The 13,880-nt window shown below is 29.5% G+C and carries 14 protein-coding genes; 7 read left to right on the forward strand and 7 right to left on the reverse strand.

The genetic code is table 11. The features are described 5' to 3' along the window. Positions 1-237: 237 nt before the first annotated feature. The 3 genes from ACSHW5_RS00525 to ACSHW5_RS00535 all read right to left on the reverse strand — a co-directional run bounded on the left by ACSHW5_RS00525 (position 238) and on the right by ACSHW5_RS00535 (position 5,149). The gene (locus ACSHW5_RS00525) at positions 238-3,252 is read right to left on the reverse strand and encodes a hypothetical protein (protein ID WP_435674143.1); all 3,015 of its coding nucleotides are present in this window, start codon (positions 3,250-3,252) and stop codon (positions 238-240) included. A 133-nt stretch (positions 3,253-3,385) separates the two neighbouring features. Further along, positions 3,386-4,360 (reverse strand): signal recognition particle-docking protein FtsY, encoded by a 975-nt coding sequence (gene ftsY / locus ACSHW5_RS00530; RefSeq protein ID WP_435674144.1) that lies wholly within the window; start codon positions 4,358-4,360, stop codon positions 3,386-3,388. 222 nt (positions 4,361-4,582) lie between these two features. Next, positions 4,583-5,149 (reverse strand): L-threonylcarbamoyladenylate synthase, encoded by a 567-nt coding sequence (locus ACSHW5_RS00535; protein ID WP_435674145.1) that lies wholly within the window; start codon positions 5,147-5,149, stop codon positions 4,583-4,585. A gap of 165 nt (positions 5,150-5,314) precedes the next feature. Here ACSHW5_RS00535 and ACSHW5_RS00540 point away from each other — a divergent pair, with 165 nt between their 5' ends. Together ACSHW5_RS00540 and ACSHW5_RS00545 are read left to right on the forward strand one after the other, a co-directional pair. Beyond that, positions 5,315-6,118, forward strand: a complete 804-nt coding sequence (locus ACSHW5_RS00540; protein ID WP_435674146.1) for an alpha-1,2-fucosyltransferase — start codon at positions 5,315-5,317, stop codon at positions 6,116-6,118. Then, a complete protein-coding gene (locus tag ACSHW5_RS00545) occupies positions 6,115-6,858 on the forward strand; it encodes a glycosyltransferase family 25 protein (RefSeq protein WP_435674147.1) in 744 nt (247 codons plus the stop codon). Before ACSHW5_RS00540 ends, ACSHW5_RS00545 begins: the two co-directional genes overlap by 4 nt. On the opposite strand, the gene ACSHW5_RS00550 is transcribed toward ACSHW5_RS00545, so the two are convergent. Then, the gene (locus ACSHW5_RS00550) at positions 6,855-7,610 is read right to left on the reverse strand and encodes a glycosyltransferase family 2 protein (protein WP_435674148.1); all 756 of its coding nucleotides are present in this window, start codon (positions 7,608-7,610) and stop codon (positions 6,855-6,857) included. The two genes, ACSHW5_RS00545 and ACSHW5_RS00550, sit on opposite strands and share 4 nt — an antisense overlap. Positions 7,611-7,623: 13 nt before the next feature. Then, entirely contained in the window at positions 7,624-8,439 is an 816-nt protein-coding gene (locus ACSHW5_RS00555; RefSeq protein ID WP_435674149.1) for a 2,3,4,5-tetrahydropyridine-2,6-dicarboxylate N-succinyltransferase, read from the reverse strand. Positions 8,440-8,644: 205 nt separating this feature from the next. Between ACSHW5_RS00555 and ruvX the strand changes: the two genes are divergently transcribed. From ruvX to mazG, 4 genes are all read left to right on the forward strand, one after another. Next, the gene (gene ruvX / locus ACSHW5_RS00560) at positions 8,645-9,052 is read left to right on the forward strand and encodes a Holliday junction resolvase RuvX (protein ID WP_435674150.1); all 408 of its coding nucleotides are present in this window, start codon (positions 8,645-8,647) and stop codon (positions 9,050-9,052) included. Between the two features lie 313 nt (positions 9,053-9,365). Continuing rightward, complete coding sequence (def, locus tag ACSHW5_RS00565; protein ID WP_435674151.1) at positions 9,366-9,956, forward strand: peptide deformylase; 591 nt, start codon at positions 9,366-9,368, stop codon at positions 9,954-9,956. Between the two features lie 16 nt (positions 9,957-9,972). Beyond that, positions 9,973-10,413 (forward strand): DUF5606 family protein, encoded by a 441-nt coding sequence (locus ACSHW5_RS00570; protein ID WP_435674152.1) that lies wholly within the window; start codon positions 9,973-9,975, stop codon positions 10,411-10,413. Between the two features lie 71 nt (positions 10,414-10,484). Then, the gene (mazG, locus tag ACSHW5_RS00575) at positions 10,485-11,264 is read left to right on the forward strand and encodes a nucleoside triphosphate pyrophosphohydrolase (protein ID WP_435674153.1); all 780 of its coding nucleotides are present in this window, start codon (positions 10,485-10,487) and stop codon (positions 11,262-11,264) included. A gap of 105 nt (positions 11,265-11,369) precedes the next feature. On the opposite strand, the gene ACSHW5_RS00580 is transcribed toward mazG, so the two are convergent. Then, on the reverse strand, positions 11,370-12,131 hold the full coding sequence (locus ACSHW5_RS00580) for an NAD(P)-binding domain-containing protein (RefSeq protein WP_435674154.1): 762 nt from the start codon (positions 12,129-12,131) through the stop codon (positions 11,370-11,372). 109 nt (positions 12,132-12,240) lie between these two features. Between ACSHW5_RS00580 and ACSHW5_RS00585 the strand changes: the two genes are divergently transcribed. Next, a complete protein-coding gene (locus ACSHW5_RS00585) occupies positions 12,241-12,768 on the forward strand; it encodes a DUF2911 domain-containing protein (protein ID WP_435674155.1) in 528 nt (175 codons plus the stop codon). A gap of 136 nt (positions 12,769-12,904) precedes the next feature. Here the strand turns inward: ACSHW5_RS00585 and ACSHW5_RS00590 are convergent, their stop codons facing one another. Next, a complete protein-coding gene (locus ACSHW5_RS00590) occupies positions 12,905-13,879 on the reverse strand; it encodes a Gfo/Idh/MocA family protein (protein WP_435674156.1) in 975 nt (324 codons plus the stop codon). Position 13,880: the final 1 nt, after the last annotated feature.

A 13,880-nucleotide genomic window follows, 5' to 3' on the forward strand; every position in this document is an offset into this window, starting at 1 on the left:
GAAGCAGCAGAAAACGTAAATTTTGCCTTATCTAATTTTGATAACGATTTATGGGCTAAAATAAATGCGGTTATGGAATAGGAATATTCCAAAACGACACCCTCATAATACGAAAGAATCATATAGTTTTAATAAAACCACAAGAAATATTTATAATAATTAAAAATAGTTTTCTAAAAACATTACGTAAATTTAGGGAAGAGTAAGTATTTTTTAGAGCAACATAAAAAACTTATATTACAACAAACTCTGTGCAAAATCTTTTGAACTTTTTAACGGGTCTTTAAAATTAATAGTAAATTTTTCATCCAGAGGTTTTCCTGCAAAAGTACCTTTCATGCGCACTAAAATAGCACCTCCGTGTGCTGCATTTAATTTAGCTTCAAAATGTGCATAAGTAATATTCACAACACTTGTGGGACCGTTTTCTACAATCCATTTTGCAGCACCTAAAGTACCAACACCAACTATTTTTGCACCCTCAAGAATTCCTTTACCCGCAATCATTGCTGCATTAGCTGTTTCTTTAGAACCTATTAAAGCTACAATTCTAGGATCTGCATCTATTGGAGTTTTACTTCCTAAAGTATGCACTAAACCAACACTTTCTTCTGCAGCTTTTAAAGCAACTTTTGCTACTTCTCTATAACCTTGTTGCGTTACTTTAGCAGTTTCTTGAGTTGAAATAATAAAAGCTTGCTCTGTAAAATAAGGAGTGTATTTTAAAGCTAGCGCGGGCTTTTCAAAAACATTGGCGTTTGCAATTTCTTTCTTTTTTTTGGCTATTCCTGCATGAGCAGCATTTACTTTACGATTTATGCTATTAATATTATTAACAATATCATTAAAATGTTTTCTTTTTTCATTCACAACACTTTGTCTTGCGTTTTTAATATTATCCAAATCTCTTTTACGTTCTGCTTTAACCGTATTACGCATATTCGCAATATTGGTGTTTAAACTATTAAGTTTTAACTGCGCGTTAGAAATTTTATTTTGAGCTGTAGTAATATCTTGTTGTGTTTTTTTTGTAGCCTTATCAATTTCATCTGATGCGTGTTTTGTTAAATACTTCATAAAATCCTGCTCCATAGTAGCAGCAATTCTAAAACTTCCACCATCTTTAACTCTACTTCCCGTAACTTCTAATTTCGCATTAAAGACATTAAAGATTTTACCATTCATATACAAATCAAAACCTTTATCATTTAAGAGTAAATCGGTTTCAGAATTCAAGCCTAATAAAGTAGCAGAACCAGAAATTACCACTTTAGATTCAGTACTAGCTTTTGCTAAAATTCTAATAATTGGATCTTCTTTACCACGAGCTCCTTTAAGTTCAAAGAAAGGTAAGTGGCTTATTTTTTTAATGCCTGCTGTGGCATCAATACCTTCATAACCCACCTGAACATCTAATTTAGCACCTGCTATTTCACCAATATTAGCAGTTCCTTTTATTCTAAAACCAGGATCAAAATCTTTTTCCATAATTGTTAAAGGTCTTGCTGCAATTGTTAATCTTGCGTCTTCTAGATTCACATCTAAAATTGTTTTTCTAATATCTGAAGGAATTTTTCTTAATGTTTGTTGATCACAAAATTCTTCTAAAATTGCTTTTAAACTCACTCTATTAAAACCAGCATCAATAGCACTTTCTGATGGATTATTGGCATTTAAATAAACCAACAGATCTCCATTAAATTCTTTTATTTGTAATTCTCCTTTAATACCAATTTCTGGTAGCGGAATTGGTGTGGTTCTAAAACTTACCCCTAAAGTTGCCCCTAAATTTGCGATAGCGACTCCTTTTGCTCCAAAAGGGTCATTCCATTTTCCGTTCATTAAACCAGTTATAAAAATTGCTTGATCTGTGATGTCAACACCCATTTCTGCACTAAAAGCTAATACATCTTTATCTACTTTTACTTCAAGTACACCTCCCATAGAAATTTTAAAATTTGTTGGAGAGGGTTTTACTCTAAATAATACTTTTTTAAAAGTAGCAGATTTTCCTAAATTAATATTTGTATTTAATGCGCCTTCTAATAATAAATCAGATAATTTATTACTAACAACGGCCCTGATCATAACGGATTCTAAACCAATTAAATCGTCTAAGTTTGTTGGTTTTAAATCAAAGGCACCAATAAAATTAAAACCTCTACCAATACTACTTTCTCCTCCTAATTTCTTAAAAACATCTAAGTTCCCTTTAGATGATGAATAAGAAGATAAAACCAGTCCAAAATTTGTGATTTTTAAATCATCCAAAATTTTTAAATTAGGATCTATGTTTGCCATTTTAAAGTCAGAACTGGGACTAATTCCCACCATAAAACCTAATTTAGAACCTTGTTCAGGAGCAATTTTTAGTTGAAGTTCTCCTATTTTAGTTCCAGAAACAGCACCAATTCCTGTTAATGAAAATGATTTTTTTGAAGGTATAACAGTAAACGAAGAATTATTTATGTTTATATCAATCACTTTATCCGGCATTGGTAAAGTCCCAATGGAACCAACTACAGATTTTAAAACATTTGTAAGACTTAAATTTTCTAATTCACCTTTAAAAGCCCAATCTTCTGAAGAACTACCAACCGATGCAGTAGATTTTACAACTGTTGGTCCAATATTAAATTCACCCGTTAATGAAGCAGAAACCTTTGCACCACTTACAGGATTTTTAGTAGTAACTGTACCTATTATATTGTTAAAATTTAAAGGACTATTTTCTATAATTTTAAATCCATTAACAGTTGCAATACTGACTGAAATTTCTGAAGGTTTTTTACTATTTTCATCAAAAGAAATCGCAAAATTATCGAATGTAATATTCTTTTTCATCACTTTTGGAAACCAATTTTCTAAATCAGAATTTCCTTTTGTTAGTTTCTTAAACTGTCTAGAAGTGAACCCTTTTGAAGGGTTTAATAATCGTCCAGTAAGTGATTTAAGTTCTTTATTGGTATCAAAAATAACTTCTAATTTAATTTTAACCCTGTAAAGTACAAAGGTTCCAGTAAATAAAATTTCGTCGTTACTTTTAGTAGCATTAAAATCTTTAAAGTCTATTTTATTGCTTTTATAAATTGACGCTAACGATGTTTTTAATTTTTGAAGTAATTCATCATCTAAACTTATTTCTGAAGAAGGAATAGTGTGTTTAATAGTTGAAGTATCATGAAAAGCGAGAACATTTTTATTGTTTAAAAATAAAGTCAATAAAAAAAGTAGAATGTATTTTTGAGTCATTTTAAAAGTGTTTGATTTAGAGCAGGTTAGTACCAAAGCTAACATTAATTATTTAATAAATAAAAAAATGTAAAAAAAAAACTCCTTTTACAAGAGCGTAAAAGGAGTTTATATTTTGAAAAATTAAATAGTATTACTTAAAAAAAGAATCTACAAATTCGTATTTGTTAAAAACTTGTAAATCGTCTATGCCTTCTCCCACACCAATATATTTTACGGGTATTTTAAACTGATCTGAAATACCAATAACAACGCCGCCTTTGGCTGTACCGTCTAATTTTGTAACTGCTAATGAAGTAACTTCTGTTGCTAAGGTAAATTGTTTTGCTTGCTCAAAAGCATTTTGTCCTGTAGAACCGTCTAAAACTAACAAAACATCGTGTGGAGAATTGTCTACAACTTTTTGCATTACACGTTTTATTTTTGTCAACTCATTCATTAAATTAACCTTGTTATGCAATCTACCAGCGGTATCTATAATTACAACATCTGCATTTTGAGTTACCGCAGATTTTAAGGTATCAAACGCAACGGAAGCAGGATCAGAACCCATTTCTTGACGCACAATTGGTACATCAACTCTGTCTGCCCAAACTTGTAATTGATCTATTGCTGCTGCTCTAAAGGTATCTGCGGCACCTAAAACAACTTTTAATCCTTGTTTTTTAAATTGTGCTGCCAACTTACCAATGGTAGTTGTTTTTCCAACTCCGTTTACACCTACAACCATTAAAACATACGGCGTTTTATTTCCATTTTTATCAGCTGGTAAGTCTGGTATTGTAAATTCAGTTTCATTGCCAACATTGGTTTCAGAAAGTAAACCTGCAATTTCTTCTCTAAGAATTCTATTTAATTCATCTGTACCCACATATTTGTCTTTGGCAACTCTGGCTTCAATTCTATCAATAACTTTAAGAGTTGTATTTACACCAACGTCTGAAGCTACTAAAACTTCTTCTAAATTGTCTAAAACAGCATCATCTACTTTAGATTTTCCTGCAACGGCTTTAGAAAGCTTGTCAAAGAAATTAGTTTTTGTCTTTTCTAATCCTTTGTCTAAGGTTTCTTTTTTATCTTTTGAAAATATTTTTTTAAAAAAACTCATTTTTATATTTTATACTAAATAACAGTACGCTAAAAAACGTGCCATTGTTTGGGTTTGGTCAAATTGTCATTAAAGTTGCCCGCGTTAGGGATTGAAATGGCATCCTTTTTTGTTTTTTTTACAAAAAAGATACAATGGAAAGCCCGACCTTTAGGTAACGCCCAAAAATACATAATTCTACGTTCATAGAAAAGTGCCGTTAAAAGTACAAATTACACCTGGTTACGCTCTTAAAACAATAAGGTTTTCTCCATCAATTTTTAAAATAGTAGATGATTTTGTAGCAATTGTATCTTCTTCTAAATTTACCACATAATGTACGCCTTTTAAAATAATATCACTAATTTCTGAGAAAGATTTTGGCGTGGGCGTTTCACTAACATTTGCCGATGTAGAAACAATAGGTTTGCCAAATTTTTTAATTAATTTTCTACAAAAATCATGTTGTACAATTCGTATTGCAATGGTATGATCTTCTGCAATGGTGTTTTTTGCAAATCCCTTTGGATTCTTGTAAATTATGGTGGTGGGTTGGTTTGATGATTTTAAAATATCTAAAGCTTTTTTAGGTACGGAAACATATTTTTTTAACATATGTACAGAACTTACCAAAACTATTAAACTCTTACTTTCTACTCTGTTTTTTAATTTAAAAATTGATGAAACTGCGTCATAATTTGTGGCATCGCAACCCAAACCCCATACAGTATCTGTAGGATATAAAATAGTTTTTCCGTCCTTTAAATATTGATTTGCTTTTGCAATTTCTGAACCTATTTTTGTTTTCAAAAGGTTGAATTTAGAATTAGTACAACAATTATTTGTATTTTTACAACTTGTGGTGTGTGGCCAAAATATGGTTAAATTGAAACTATTTATTTTTTACTAAAATTAGCCTATTTTAAACCAAACACTAAGTGCAAAAATAGTATTTTCAAAAAGAATAAACCTATAATGATTGTTGTTAGAATTCTTGGTGGCTTGGGAAACCAAATGTTTCAATATGCTTATGCAAAAGCGTTGTCTAAAAAAGGTTATGAGGTACAATTAGATATTTCTGCTTTTAAGAAATATAAATTACATGGTGGTTATCAGCTAGATAAATATAAAATAAATTTAGAAACTGCGAATCCATTGGCTATTTTTTTAGGCAAAATTGGGCTTAAAAAGAATCTAAAAGAAAAAAGTTTACTTTTTGATAAAAAAATGACTTCCTTAAAAGGAAATGAATATACCAAAGGTTATTTTCAGACAGAAAAGTATTTTAAAAAAATAAGGGCAATTTTATTAACTGAATTTGTTTTAAAAAATGAGCTAGCTACTTCTACAAAAGAAATTTCTAAAGAGATTTTATCCTTAGAAAACACCTGTTCTTTACATATTAGAAGGGGTGATTATGTTTCTGATAAAAAAGCAAATAGTGTACACGGAACTTGCGATTTAACATATTATAAAAAAGCCATTGAAACCATTAATAAAAAATACAATAACACTCATTTTTATATTTTTTCTGATGATATTTCTTGGACTAAAGAAAATTTAACTATTGAAAATGCAACTTTTATAGACCATAAAACCATACCACATGAAGACATGTATTTAATGAGTTTATGCAAAAACAATATTACCGCAAATAGCAGTTTTTCTTGGTGGGGCGCATGGTTAAATAACAACAAAAACAAAACAGTAATTGCGCCAAAAACTTGGTTTGTAGAAAAAGAAAATGAAATTGTTGCTGCTAATTGGATACAACTATGAGTTCTTACAAAGTATATTATATAAACCTAGACAAAAGTACTGATAGAAAAGACTTTATGGAGAATCAATTTAAAAAATTGAATATTCCTATTGAAAGAATTAGCGCTATTTATGGCAAAGAATTAGATGCAGAAATCTTAAGAAAAGAGAAAAAAAAGCACAATGTTTTTGCCCATTTTCCGTTGCCTAATAATGGTGAAATAGGCATTTGCCTAACACACTTTAAACTTTGGGATTACCTTGCCAAACAACCTGAAGATTTTTCTATTATTTTAGAAGATGATGCTTTAGTACATGAAGATTTTTTTAAAGATTTAGATTATTTGCTAGCACAAATTACTGTGGATGATTTTTTAGATATTTCTGGTAAAAAAGGATTTTTTACATTCGAAAAAAAAGAACTTATTACCACTTATGTAATTCCGCCTGTGTTAATGATTGGACAAATTATTGGTAAAAATGCTGCTAAAAAATTATCCGACAATTTAAGTGATTATTATGCGCCAATTGATGTTATGAAACAGGATGTTTACAAACATAAAGTAAAGCTGTTTTCTACCAATAAGCAGTATGTAAAAAGCATTGATAAACAAATGGGAGGTAGTACAATTCAGCAAAACAACATGATTATTTGGAAAAAAGTGGCCCGAGAAATTATGCGTCCTTTTTGGCAAATAATTACGCTCTTTACGTTTAAATTACACCGATGTATAAAGAATTATGTTTTTTACAAAAACTAATTTTCATTAATTCCTTTATTTAACAACCACAGTTTTATATATCTTGTATACACGCCATAAGCTTGGGTTTTTGCAAAAATATATCCTGGAAAGCCATCTAAAAAACCTAGTCTAATAAAATAATGAATTATAAATCTTGCCGGTGGTTTTACTAAGATGTGAAATAAATTTACTTTTTTCCCTTTGGCAAAATATTCTTTCCCTCTTAAAGCACCATAATGATTCATTTTAGAAATATAATGATCATAGTTTTTGTAAGAATAATGTTCAATTTTATTTTTAAAAAAGCCTAATTTACCTTTTGTAGCAATTGTTTCATGCACCAAACCTGCATATCTACAATGTTCTTTTAAAAATAAACGTACCACTTTATCTCTTTGGCAACCGCCATAATTAATCTTTTTACCACAAAAATAAAAGCTTCTTCTTACATAAAACCCAACAAAATCTTTTGGATTTTTAACTGCCTCTAAAATTTCTTGTTTCACTTCTGGAGTTACCCGCTCATCAGCATCTAAAATATAAATCCAATTATGGGTTGCTAAATCAATGGCAAAGTTTTTTTGAGAAGAAAAATCATCAAACCTACGTTTGATGATTTTTACTTGTAACTTCTCTGCAATCTTTAATGTTTTATCTTTACTGTAAGAATCTATTACAATAATTTCATCTGCAAAACTTACAGACTTTATAGCATCAGCAATATGAATCTCTTCATTTAAAGTTGGTATTATTGCAGTAATTTTGGTCATAAAGTTATTTTCTCTAAACAGCTACATCATATTCACGCAAAGCATCGTTTAAAGATGTTTTTTTGTTGGTACTTTCTTTTCTTTTTCCAATGATTAACGCACAAGGTACATTGTACTCTCCAGCTGCAAATTTTTTGGTATAACTACCAGGAATTACTACAGATCTTGCAGGAACTATACCTTTCATTTCTATAGGTTCATCACCAGTAACATCAATAATTTTAGTACTCATTGTTAAGACAACGTTTGCGCCTAAAACTGCTTCTTTTTCTACTCTTACACCTTCTACAACAATACATCTAGAGCCAATAAAAGCGCCATCTTCTATAATTACCGGCGCCGCTTGTAACGGTTCTAAAACACCACCAATACCAACACCACCAGAAAGGTGTACGTTTTTACCAATTTGTGCACAAGAACCCACTGTTGCCCAAGTATCTACCATTGTTCCTTCATCTACATAAGCACCAATATTTACATAACTTGGCATTAAAATAGTACCCGGAGAAAGATAAGATCCTTTACGAGCAGATGCACCAGGCACTACACGAACTCCTTGTGCAGCATAATCTGTTTTTAAAGGCATTTTATCATGATATTCAAAAATACCAGCTTCTAAAGTTACCATTTTCTGAATAGGAAAATACAAAACAACTGCTTTTTTTACCCATTCATTTACTTGCCAACCACCTTCAATTGGTTCTGCAACTCTTAATTCTCCTTTGTCTAATAAATCTATAACTTCTCTAATGGTCTTTATTGTAGTTTCTTCTTTCAATAATTCACGATTATCCCAAGCAGATTCAATAATTTTTCTAATATCTTTCATTCTAAAATTTAATTTCAGCAAATATAAATCTATCTATAAAAACTAAAGCGAATATACATTTTTTAAACATATTATCTATACTTGTTTAAATTCTTAAAACATCCTATAATTACAATTCAATCACTCTTTTAACTTATTGATATTATTTAAGTTAATACTTCATTATTAAAATTTAACCCTTATTTTTGCAAACAAATTAATAATTTTGGGAAGAATTTTAGCAATTGATTACGGTAAAAAAAGAACAGGAATAGCTGTTTCAGACGAAATGAAAATTATTGCTTCTGGTTTAACAACGGTTCTAACAGATGATTTATTACTTTTTTTGAAAGAATATATTTCAAAAGAAAATGTAGAATTATTTTTGATAGGACAACCAAAACAAATGAATAATACCGATAGTGAAAGCGAAGTACTTATTCTTACTTTTATGAAAAAATTATCGAAAGAAATTCCTCAAATTCCAATACAAAGAGTTGACGAGCGTTTTACCTCCAAAATGGCTTTTCAAACAATGATTGATAGCGGCATAAAAAAGAAAAAACGCAGAAACAAAGAATTGGTTGATGAAATAAGTGCCACCATAATTTTGCAATCTTATTTATATAACTAAATTAAAAACGTGCAATAAAAAGCACTTATAGTTACTTTAAACACCTAAAAAAAGAAAACTTTACATAAATATTGCATACTTAATTATATCGCGTATTTTAAAATAATAGAATTTTTTAATTGCTTTTTTTATTTTCAAAAATAAGTCATTGAAAAAGTTATATCTCTAAAATATTTATAAGAATGCTACCTAAAGTTTTTTTTAAAATAGTAGTAACATAATTTTTATTGAAAAATTAACAATAAAATTACCAAATCTAATTTTATCCTTTTTAATTAAAATCAGTACTTTTGCAAAACTTAAAAATAAAGAAATGATATTACCAATTGTAGCTTACGGCGATCCTGTTTTACGCAAAGTTTGCAAAAAGATAGATGCAGATTTCCCTAAATTAGATTTGCTAATTGCAAACATGAGAGAAACCATGTACAACGCGTCTGGTGTTGGTTTAGCAGCGCCACAAATTGGCAAACCTATTCGTTTATTTATCATAGACGCTTCGCCTTTTGGAGAAGATGAAGATTTTTCGGAAGAAGATAGAGAAATCTTAAAAAACTTTAATAGAGTTTTTATTAACGCACAAATTCTTACAGAAGAAGGAGATGAATGGGTTTTTAATGAAGGTTGTTTAAGTATTCCTGATATTAGAGAGGATGTTTTTAGACAAGAAAAAGTGCACATTGAATATGAAGATGAAAATTTCGAAAAACATACTGAAGTGCTAACAGGAATTGCTGCCAGAGTTTTTCAACATGAATATGACCATATTGAAGGAATATTATTTACAGACAAATTGTCTACTTTGAAAAAAAGAATTCTCAAAAAAAAATTAGAAAACATTTCTAAAGGGAAAATAAATGCAGATTATAGAATGCGTTTTCCTAAATTAAAAAATAAAAAATAAGTATTTAAAAAAACATATGGAATTTAACAAAATAATTGCCGTTACCGGTAAACCAGGTTTATACCAAGTAGTGTCTCAATCTAAAAACGCTATCATTGTAGAAGCTTTAGCAGACAAAAAAAGATTAGCTATAAACACTACACAAAATGTAAGTTTACTAGAAAACATTGCTATTTACACTTATGAAGAAGAAGTGCCTTTATTAAAAGTTTTTAAAATTATTGCAGATAAAACAGCAGGTAAAGAGGCTCTTTCTCACAAAGAAAATGGTAAAAAACTAGAAACTTTCTTTACGGAAATATTACCAGATTATGATGAAGAAAGAGTGTACACTTCTAATATTAAAAAAGTTATTCAATGGTTTAACATTTTAATAAAAGCTGGTTTAGACTTTTCTAAAATAGAAGCAACAGCTACTGAAAAGATTGAAGAAGAAGTTGAAAGTGAAAATAAATAGTTTTAAATAACCACGTTTAACTTGAAAACTTTGTAAGTCTGAAACTGAGAAATTTTGAAACTCAATAAAAAATGAATACTAGAAAAGATCAGTTAGCTGCTTTTAACCGTTTGTTAGATATTATGGATGAACTTCGAGAGAAGTGTCCGTGGGATAAAAAACAAACACTAGAAAGTTTGCGCCATTTAACCATAGAAGAAACCTATGAATTGGCTGATGCTATTTTAGATAATGACTTACAAGAAATAAAAAAAGAATTAGGCGATGTGCTTTTGCACATCGTTTTTTATGCTAAAATTGGAAGTGAGAAAAAAGCTTTTGATATTGCAGATGTTGCCAATGCTATTTCCGACAAATTAATAGACAGACATCCTCATATTTATGGCGATGTAAAAGTTAAAAATGAAGAAGATGTTAAACGTAATTGGGAACAATTAAAACTAAAAGAAGGAAATAATTCTGTCTTAGAAGGCGTTCCTAAAGGTTTACCTGCTTTGGTAAAAGCAAATAGAATTCAAGATAAAGTTGCTGGAGTTGGTTTTGATTGGGAAAAACCAGAACACGTTTGGGAAAAAGTACAAGAAGAACTTACAGAACTTAACGAAGAAATTAAAAAAGGCAATAAAGAAAACACCGAAAAAGAGTTTGGCGATGTCCTTTTTTCTATGATTAATTACGCTCGTTTTATTGATGTAAATCCAGAAAATGCATTAGAAAAAACGAATAGAAAATTTATAAATCGCTTTCAATATTTAGAAACAGCTGCTAAAAAAGAAGGCAAAGAACTTTCTGAAATGACGCTTGCTGAAATGGATGTTTATTGGGAAAATTCTAAAAAATTTTTTAAATAAACCTTTAGTTACCAGAATTCAAAAGAGTTTTTTTTTATTATTCCCATCCTATTTTTTATGTAGTAAAGTATGTAAAAATTCTTATGCACTATCAAGATTTGAAACTTAAAAAGAAAGTAAATCATCATGAATAAAAGTATAACCTAAATGCTCTTGTATTTTTTTAGAGCTAATAATTTTCCATTCATAAACCTCATTAGTTTCAAATTCAGGAATTTCAAAATCGCTACTTAATTTTGCTAGCGTATAAAATTCTCTTCTTGTTGGATGATGATTAGAACAAGCATTAAAAGTTTCATTCCAACAATTTTGATTGATGACTTCATGAATAATTTCTATACAATCTTCTTTGTGAATCATATTTACAAATCCTTTTGGCTGTGGAATTTTTCGTCCGTTTTTAAACCAATTTGCAGGTTGTCTAACATCTCCAAACAAACCAGCAAAACGAATTATTGTGGTTTCAAAAAAAGTATTCTCTCTAAATAAATTTTCAATTTCTGTTAAAGGAGTTTTTAACACTTCATCTTCTTCTGTCATTACTTTATTTAACCTACCATACACAGAAGTAGAACTAATAAAAATTACTTTTTGAATCTCAGAGTTTTCGATTTGAGAAATTAAGTTTTCAAATCCGTCTACATCTTTAGAAGTAATTGCAATAATTAAAATATCAGCATACAAGAAGTCATCATATTCTTCAAAATCAGAAATATTAACAAGATAGGGCGCTATAGTATTCATTTCCAACAGTTCTAATTTTTCTTCACTTGTAGTAGATCCTTTTACAGCAAAGCCTTCATCCAAAAGAGAAATTGCCAAAGATTTTCCTAACCAACCACAACCTAAAATACTTACATTTTTCATTTAAAACTTGTCTTAATTTCAACAAAGATACAATCCATTAATTTAAGATTTTGTTAACAATTCTCATTTTTTGAAATCGTAAATTTATCAAAAATAAAACCATAAAAACATGAAAAATTTATTACTAAGCTTATTTGTAGTTGCCATCTCTTTCTCTACAACTGCGCAAAAAAAAATACCTGCAAGTCCGTCTCAAAAAGTTGAACAAACTGTAGGTTTATCAACAATAACTGTAGAATATTCTAGACCAGGAGTAAAAGACAGAACCATTTTTGGAGATTTAGTTCCTTTTGGAAAAGTTTGGAGAACGGGTGCAAATCAAAATACAAAAATAACTTTTAGCTCAGATGTAACTGTTGCAGATGTTACATTAAAAGCGGGAACTTATGCGATATACACAATACCAAACAAAGAATCTTGGGATGTTATTTTTTATACAGACGCTACAAATTGGGGAAATCCGAAAGAATGGGATGAAGCTAAAGTTGCAGTAAAAGTTTCTGCGGAAGTATACCCAGTTCCTGACACTATTGAAACATTTACAATTTTATTTGATGACTTAAAAAATACAAGTGCAGTTTTAGGTTTCCTTTGGGAAAGCACGTATGTTGGTGTACAAATTAATGTGACTAACTAAATTACAAAATATATAGTATTTAAAAATCTCAAGTGAAAGCTTGAGATTTTTTTGTTTAAATAAGAGATGTTTTTAATTTATTTATGAAATAAAAAACACAAACTGCTAAACTCAAAATATTCTTAAATTAAACAATTTAAGAATACTCTAAACCAATAATACATCTTACTTTATCTAAGGTTTTCATCAAGTTTTTAGAGAACTCAAAAGTCATAATATCACTTTCTTTTTTATCTTCTCTTAAAAGATTATTAAAGTGTTCAGTTTCAAAATTATAACCAATGGTTTTGTAACCGAAATCGATAATTTCTTCTTTACCATTTTCAAAAACTGTTACTGTTGAAGGCGCATGAAATTGTTTGTTTATTTTTACTGTTGCTTTTTCAAAAATATAAACAGCTTCTGTTGGAGTTTCTGATAACAAGCTACTTTTTAAGACCGCTTTTGCATTCTTATAATTAAAAACCATGTTGCATTCAGCATCTGCTCCGTTTTCAAAAAAAGTTGCATTTGCTTCTATATTTTCTGGATTTCCTAAAGTAGCCAAAGCAGCAAAAATTGGATAAATTCCAATGTCTAATAAACTTCCTCCTCCAACTTCTTTTTTAAAAACTCTGCTATTTTCATCATATAAAGGATAAAAACCAAAATCTGCTTCCAAGCTTTTAATTTTTCCAAATTTTTCACTTTTAACAAGCTCTAAAACGTAGTTAAAATGTGGCAAAAAAAACGTCCATAAAGCTTCCATTAACAAGACATTATTTTCTTTTGCAACTGTTATCATTTCGGTAACCTCTTTCAAATTCATTGCAAAAGGTTTTTCACATAAAACTGCTTTTTTATGTTGCAAACAAAGAATAGTATGTTCTTTATGAAAACTATGTGGAGTTGCAATATAAACAGCATCTACATCAGCATCTTTTGCCAAAGCTTCATAAGAATTATATGCTTTTTTCGACTTGAATTTCTTTGCAAATTCATCAGCATTCTTTTGACTTCTAGAAGCAACAGCAACTAATTCTGTGTTTTCTATAGTGGCTAAATCTGTTGCAAATTTGTTGGCAATTTTTCCAAGACCAATAATTCCCCAACGTATGTTTTTCTTTTTCATA

The sequence above is a fragment of the Polaribacter sp. genome (genome assembly GCF_051251875.1).
Classification (GTDB): Bacteria; Bacteroidota; Bacteroidia; order Flavobacteriales; family Flavobacteriaceae; genus Polaribacter.

Excerpts from the sequence above, each read along its gene's own strand:
- ACSHW5_RS00580 (WP_435674154.1), bottom strand. The coding sequence starts at position 12,131 with ATGAAAAATGTAAGTATTTTAGGTTGTGGTTGGTTAGGAAAATCTTTG.
- ACSHW5_RS00555 (WP_435674149.1), bottom strand. The coding sequence starts at position 8,439 with ATGAAAGATATTAGAAAAATTATTGAATCTGCTTGGGATAATCGTGAA.
- mazG (WP_435674153.1), top strand. The coding sequence starts at position 10,485 with ATGAATACTAGAAAAGATCAGTTAGCTGCTTTTAACCGTTTGTTAGAT.
- ACSHW5_RS00545 (WP_435674147.1), top strand. The coding sequence starts at position 6,115 with ATGAGTTCTTACAAAGTATATTATATAAACCTAGACAAAAGTACTGAT.
- ACSHW5_RS00525 (WP_435674143.1), bottom strand. The coding sequence starts at position 3,252 with ATGACTCAAAAATACATTCTACTTTTTTTATTGACTTTATTTTTAAAC.
- def (WP_435674151.1), top strand. The coding sequence starts at position 9,366 with ATGATATTACCAATTGTAGCTTACGGCGATCCTGTTTTACGCAAAGTT.
- ACSHW5_RS00570 (WP_435674152.1), top strand. The coding sequence starts at position 9,973 with ATGGAATTTAACAAAATAATTGCCGTTACCGGTAAACCAGGTTTATAC.
- ACSHW5_RS00540 (WP_435674146.1), top strand. The coding sequence starts at position 5,315 with ATGATTGTTGTTAGAATTCTTGGTGGCTTGGGAAACCAAATGTTTCAA.
- ACSHW5_RS00585 (WP_435674155.1), top strand. The coding sequence starts at position 12,241 with ATGAAAAATTTATTACTAAGCTTATTTGTAGTTGCCATCTCTTTCTCT.
- ACSHW5_RS00590 (WP_435674156.1), bottom strand. The coding sequence starts at position 13,879 with ATGAAAAAGAAAAACATACGTTGGGGAATTATTGGTCTTGGAAAAATT.
- ftsY (WP_435674144.1), bottom strand. The coding sequence starts at position 4,360 with ATGAGTTTTTTTAAAAAAATATTTTCAAAAGATAAAAAAGAAACCTTA.
- ACSHW5_RS00550 (WP_435674148.1), bottom strand. The coding sequence starts at position 7,610 with ATGACCAAAATTACTGCAATAATACCAACTTTAAATGAAGAGATTCAT.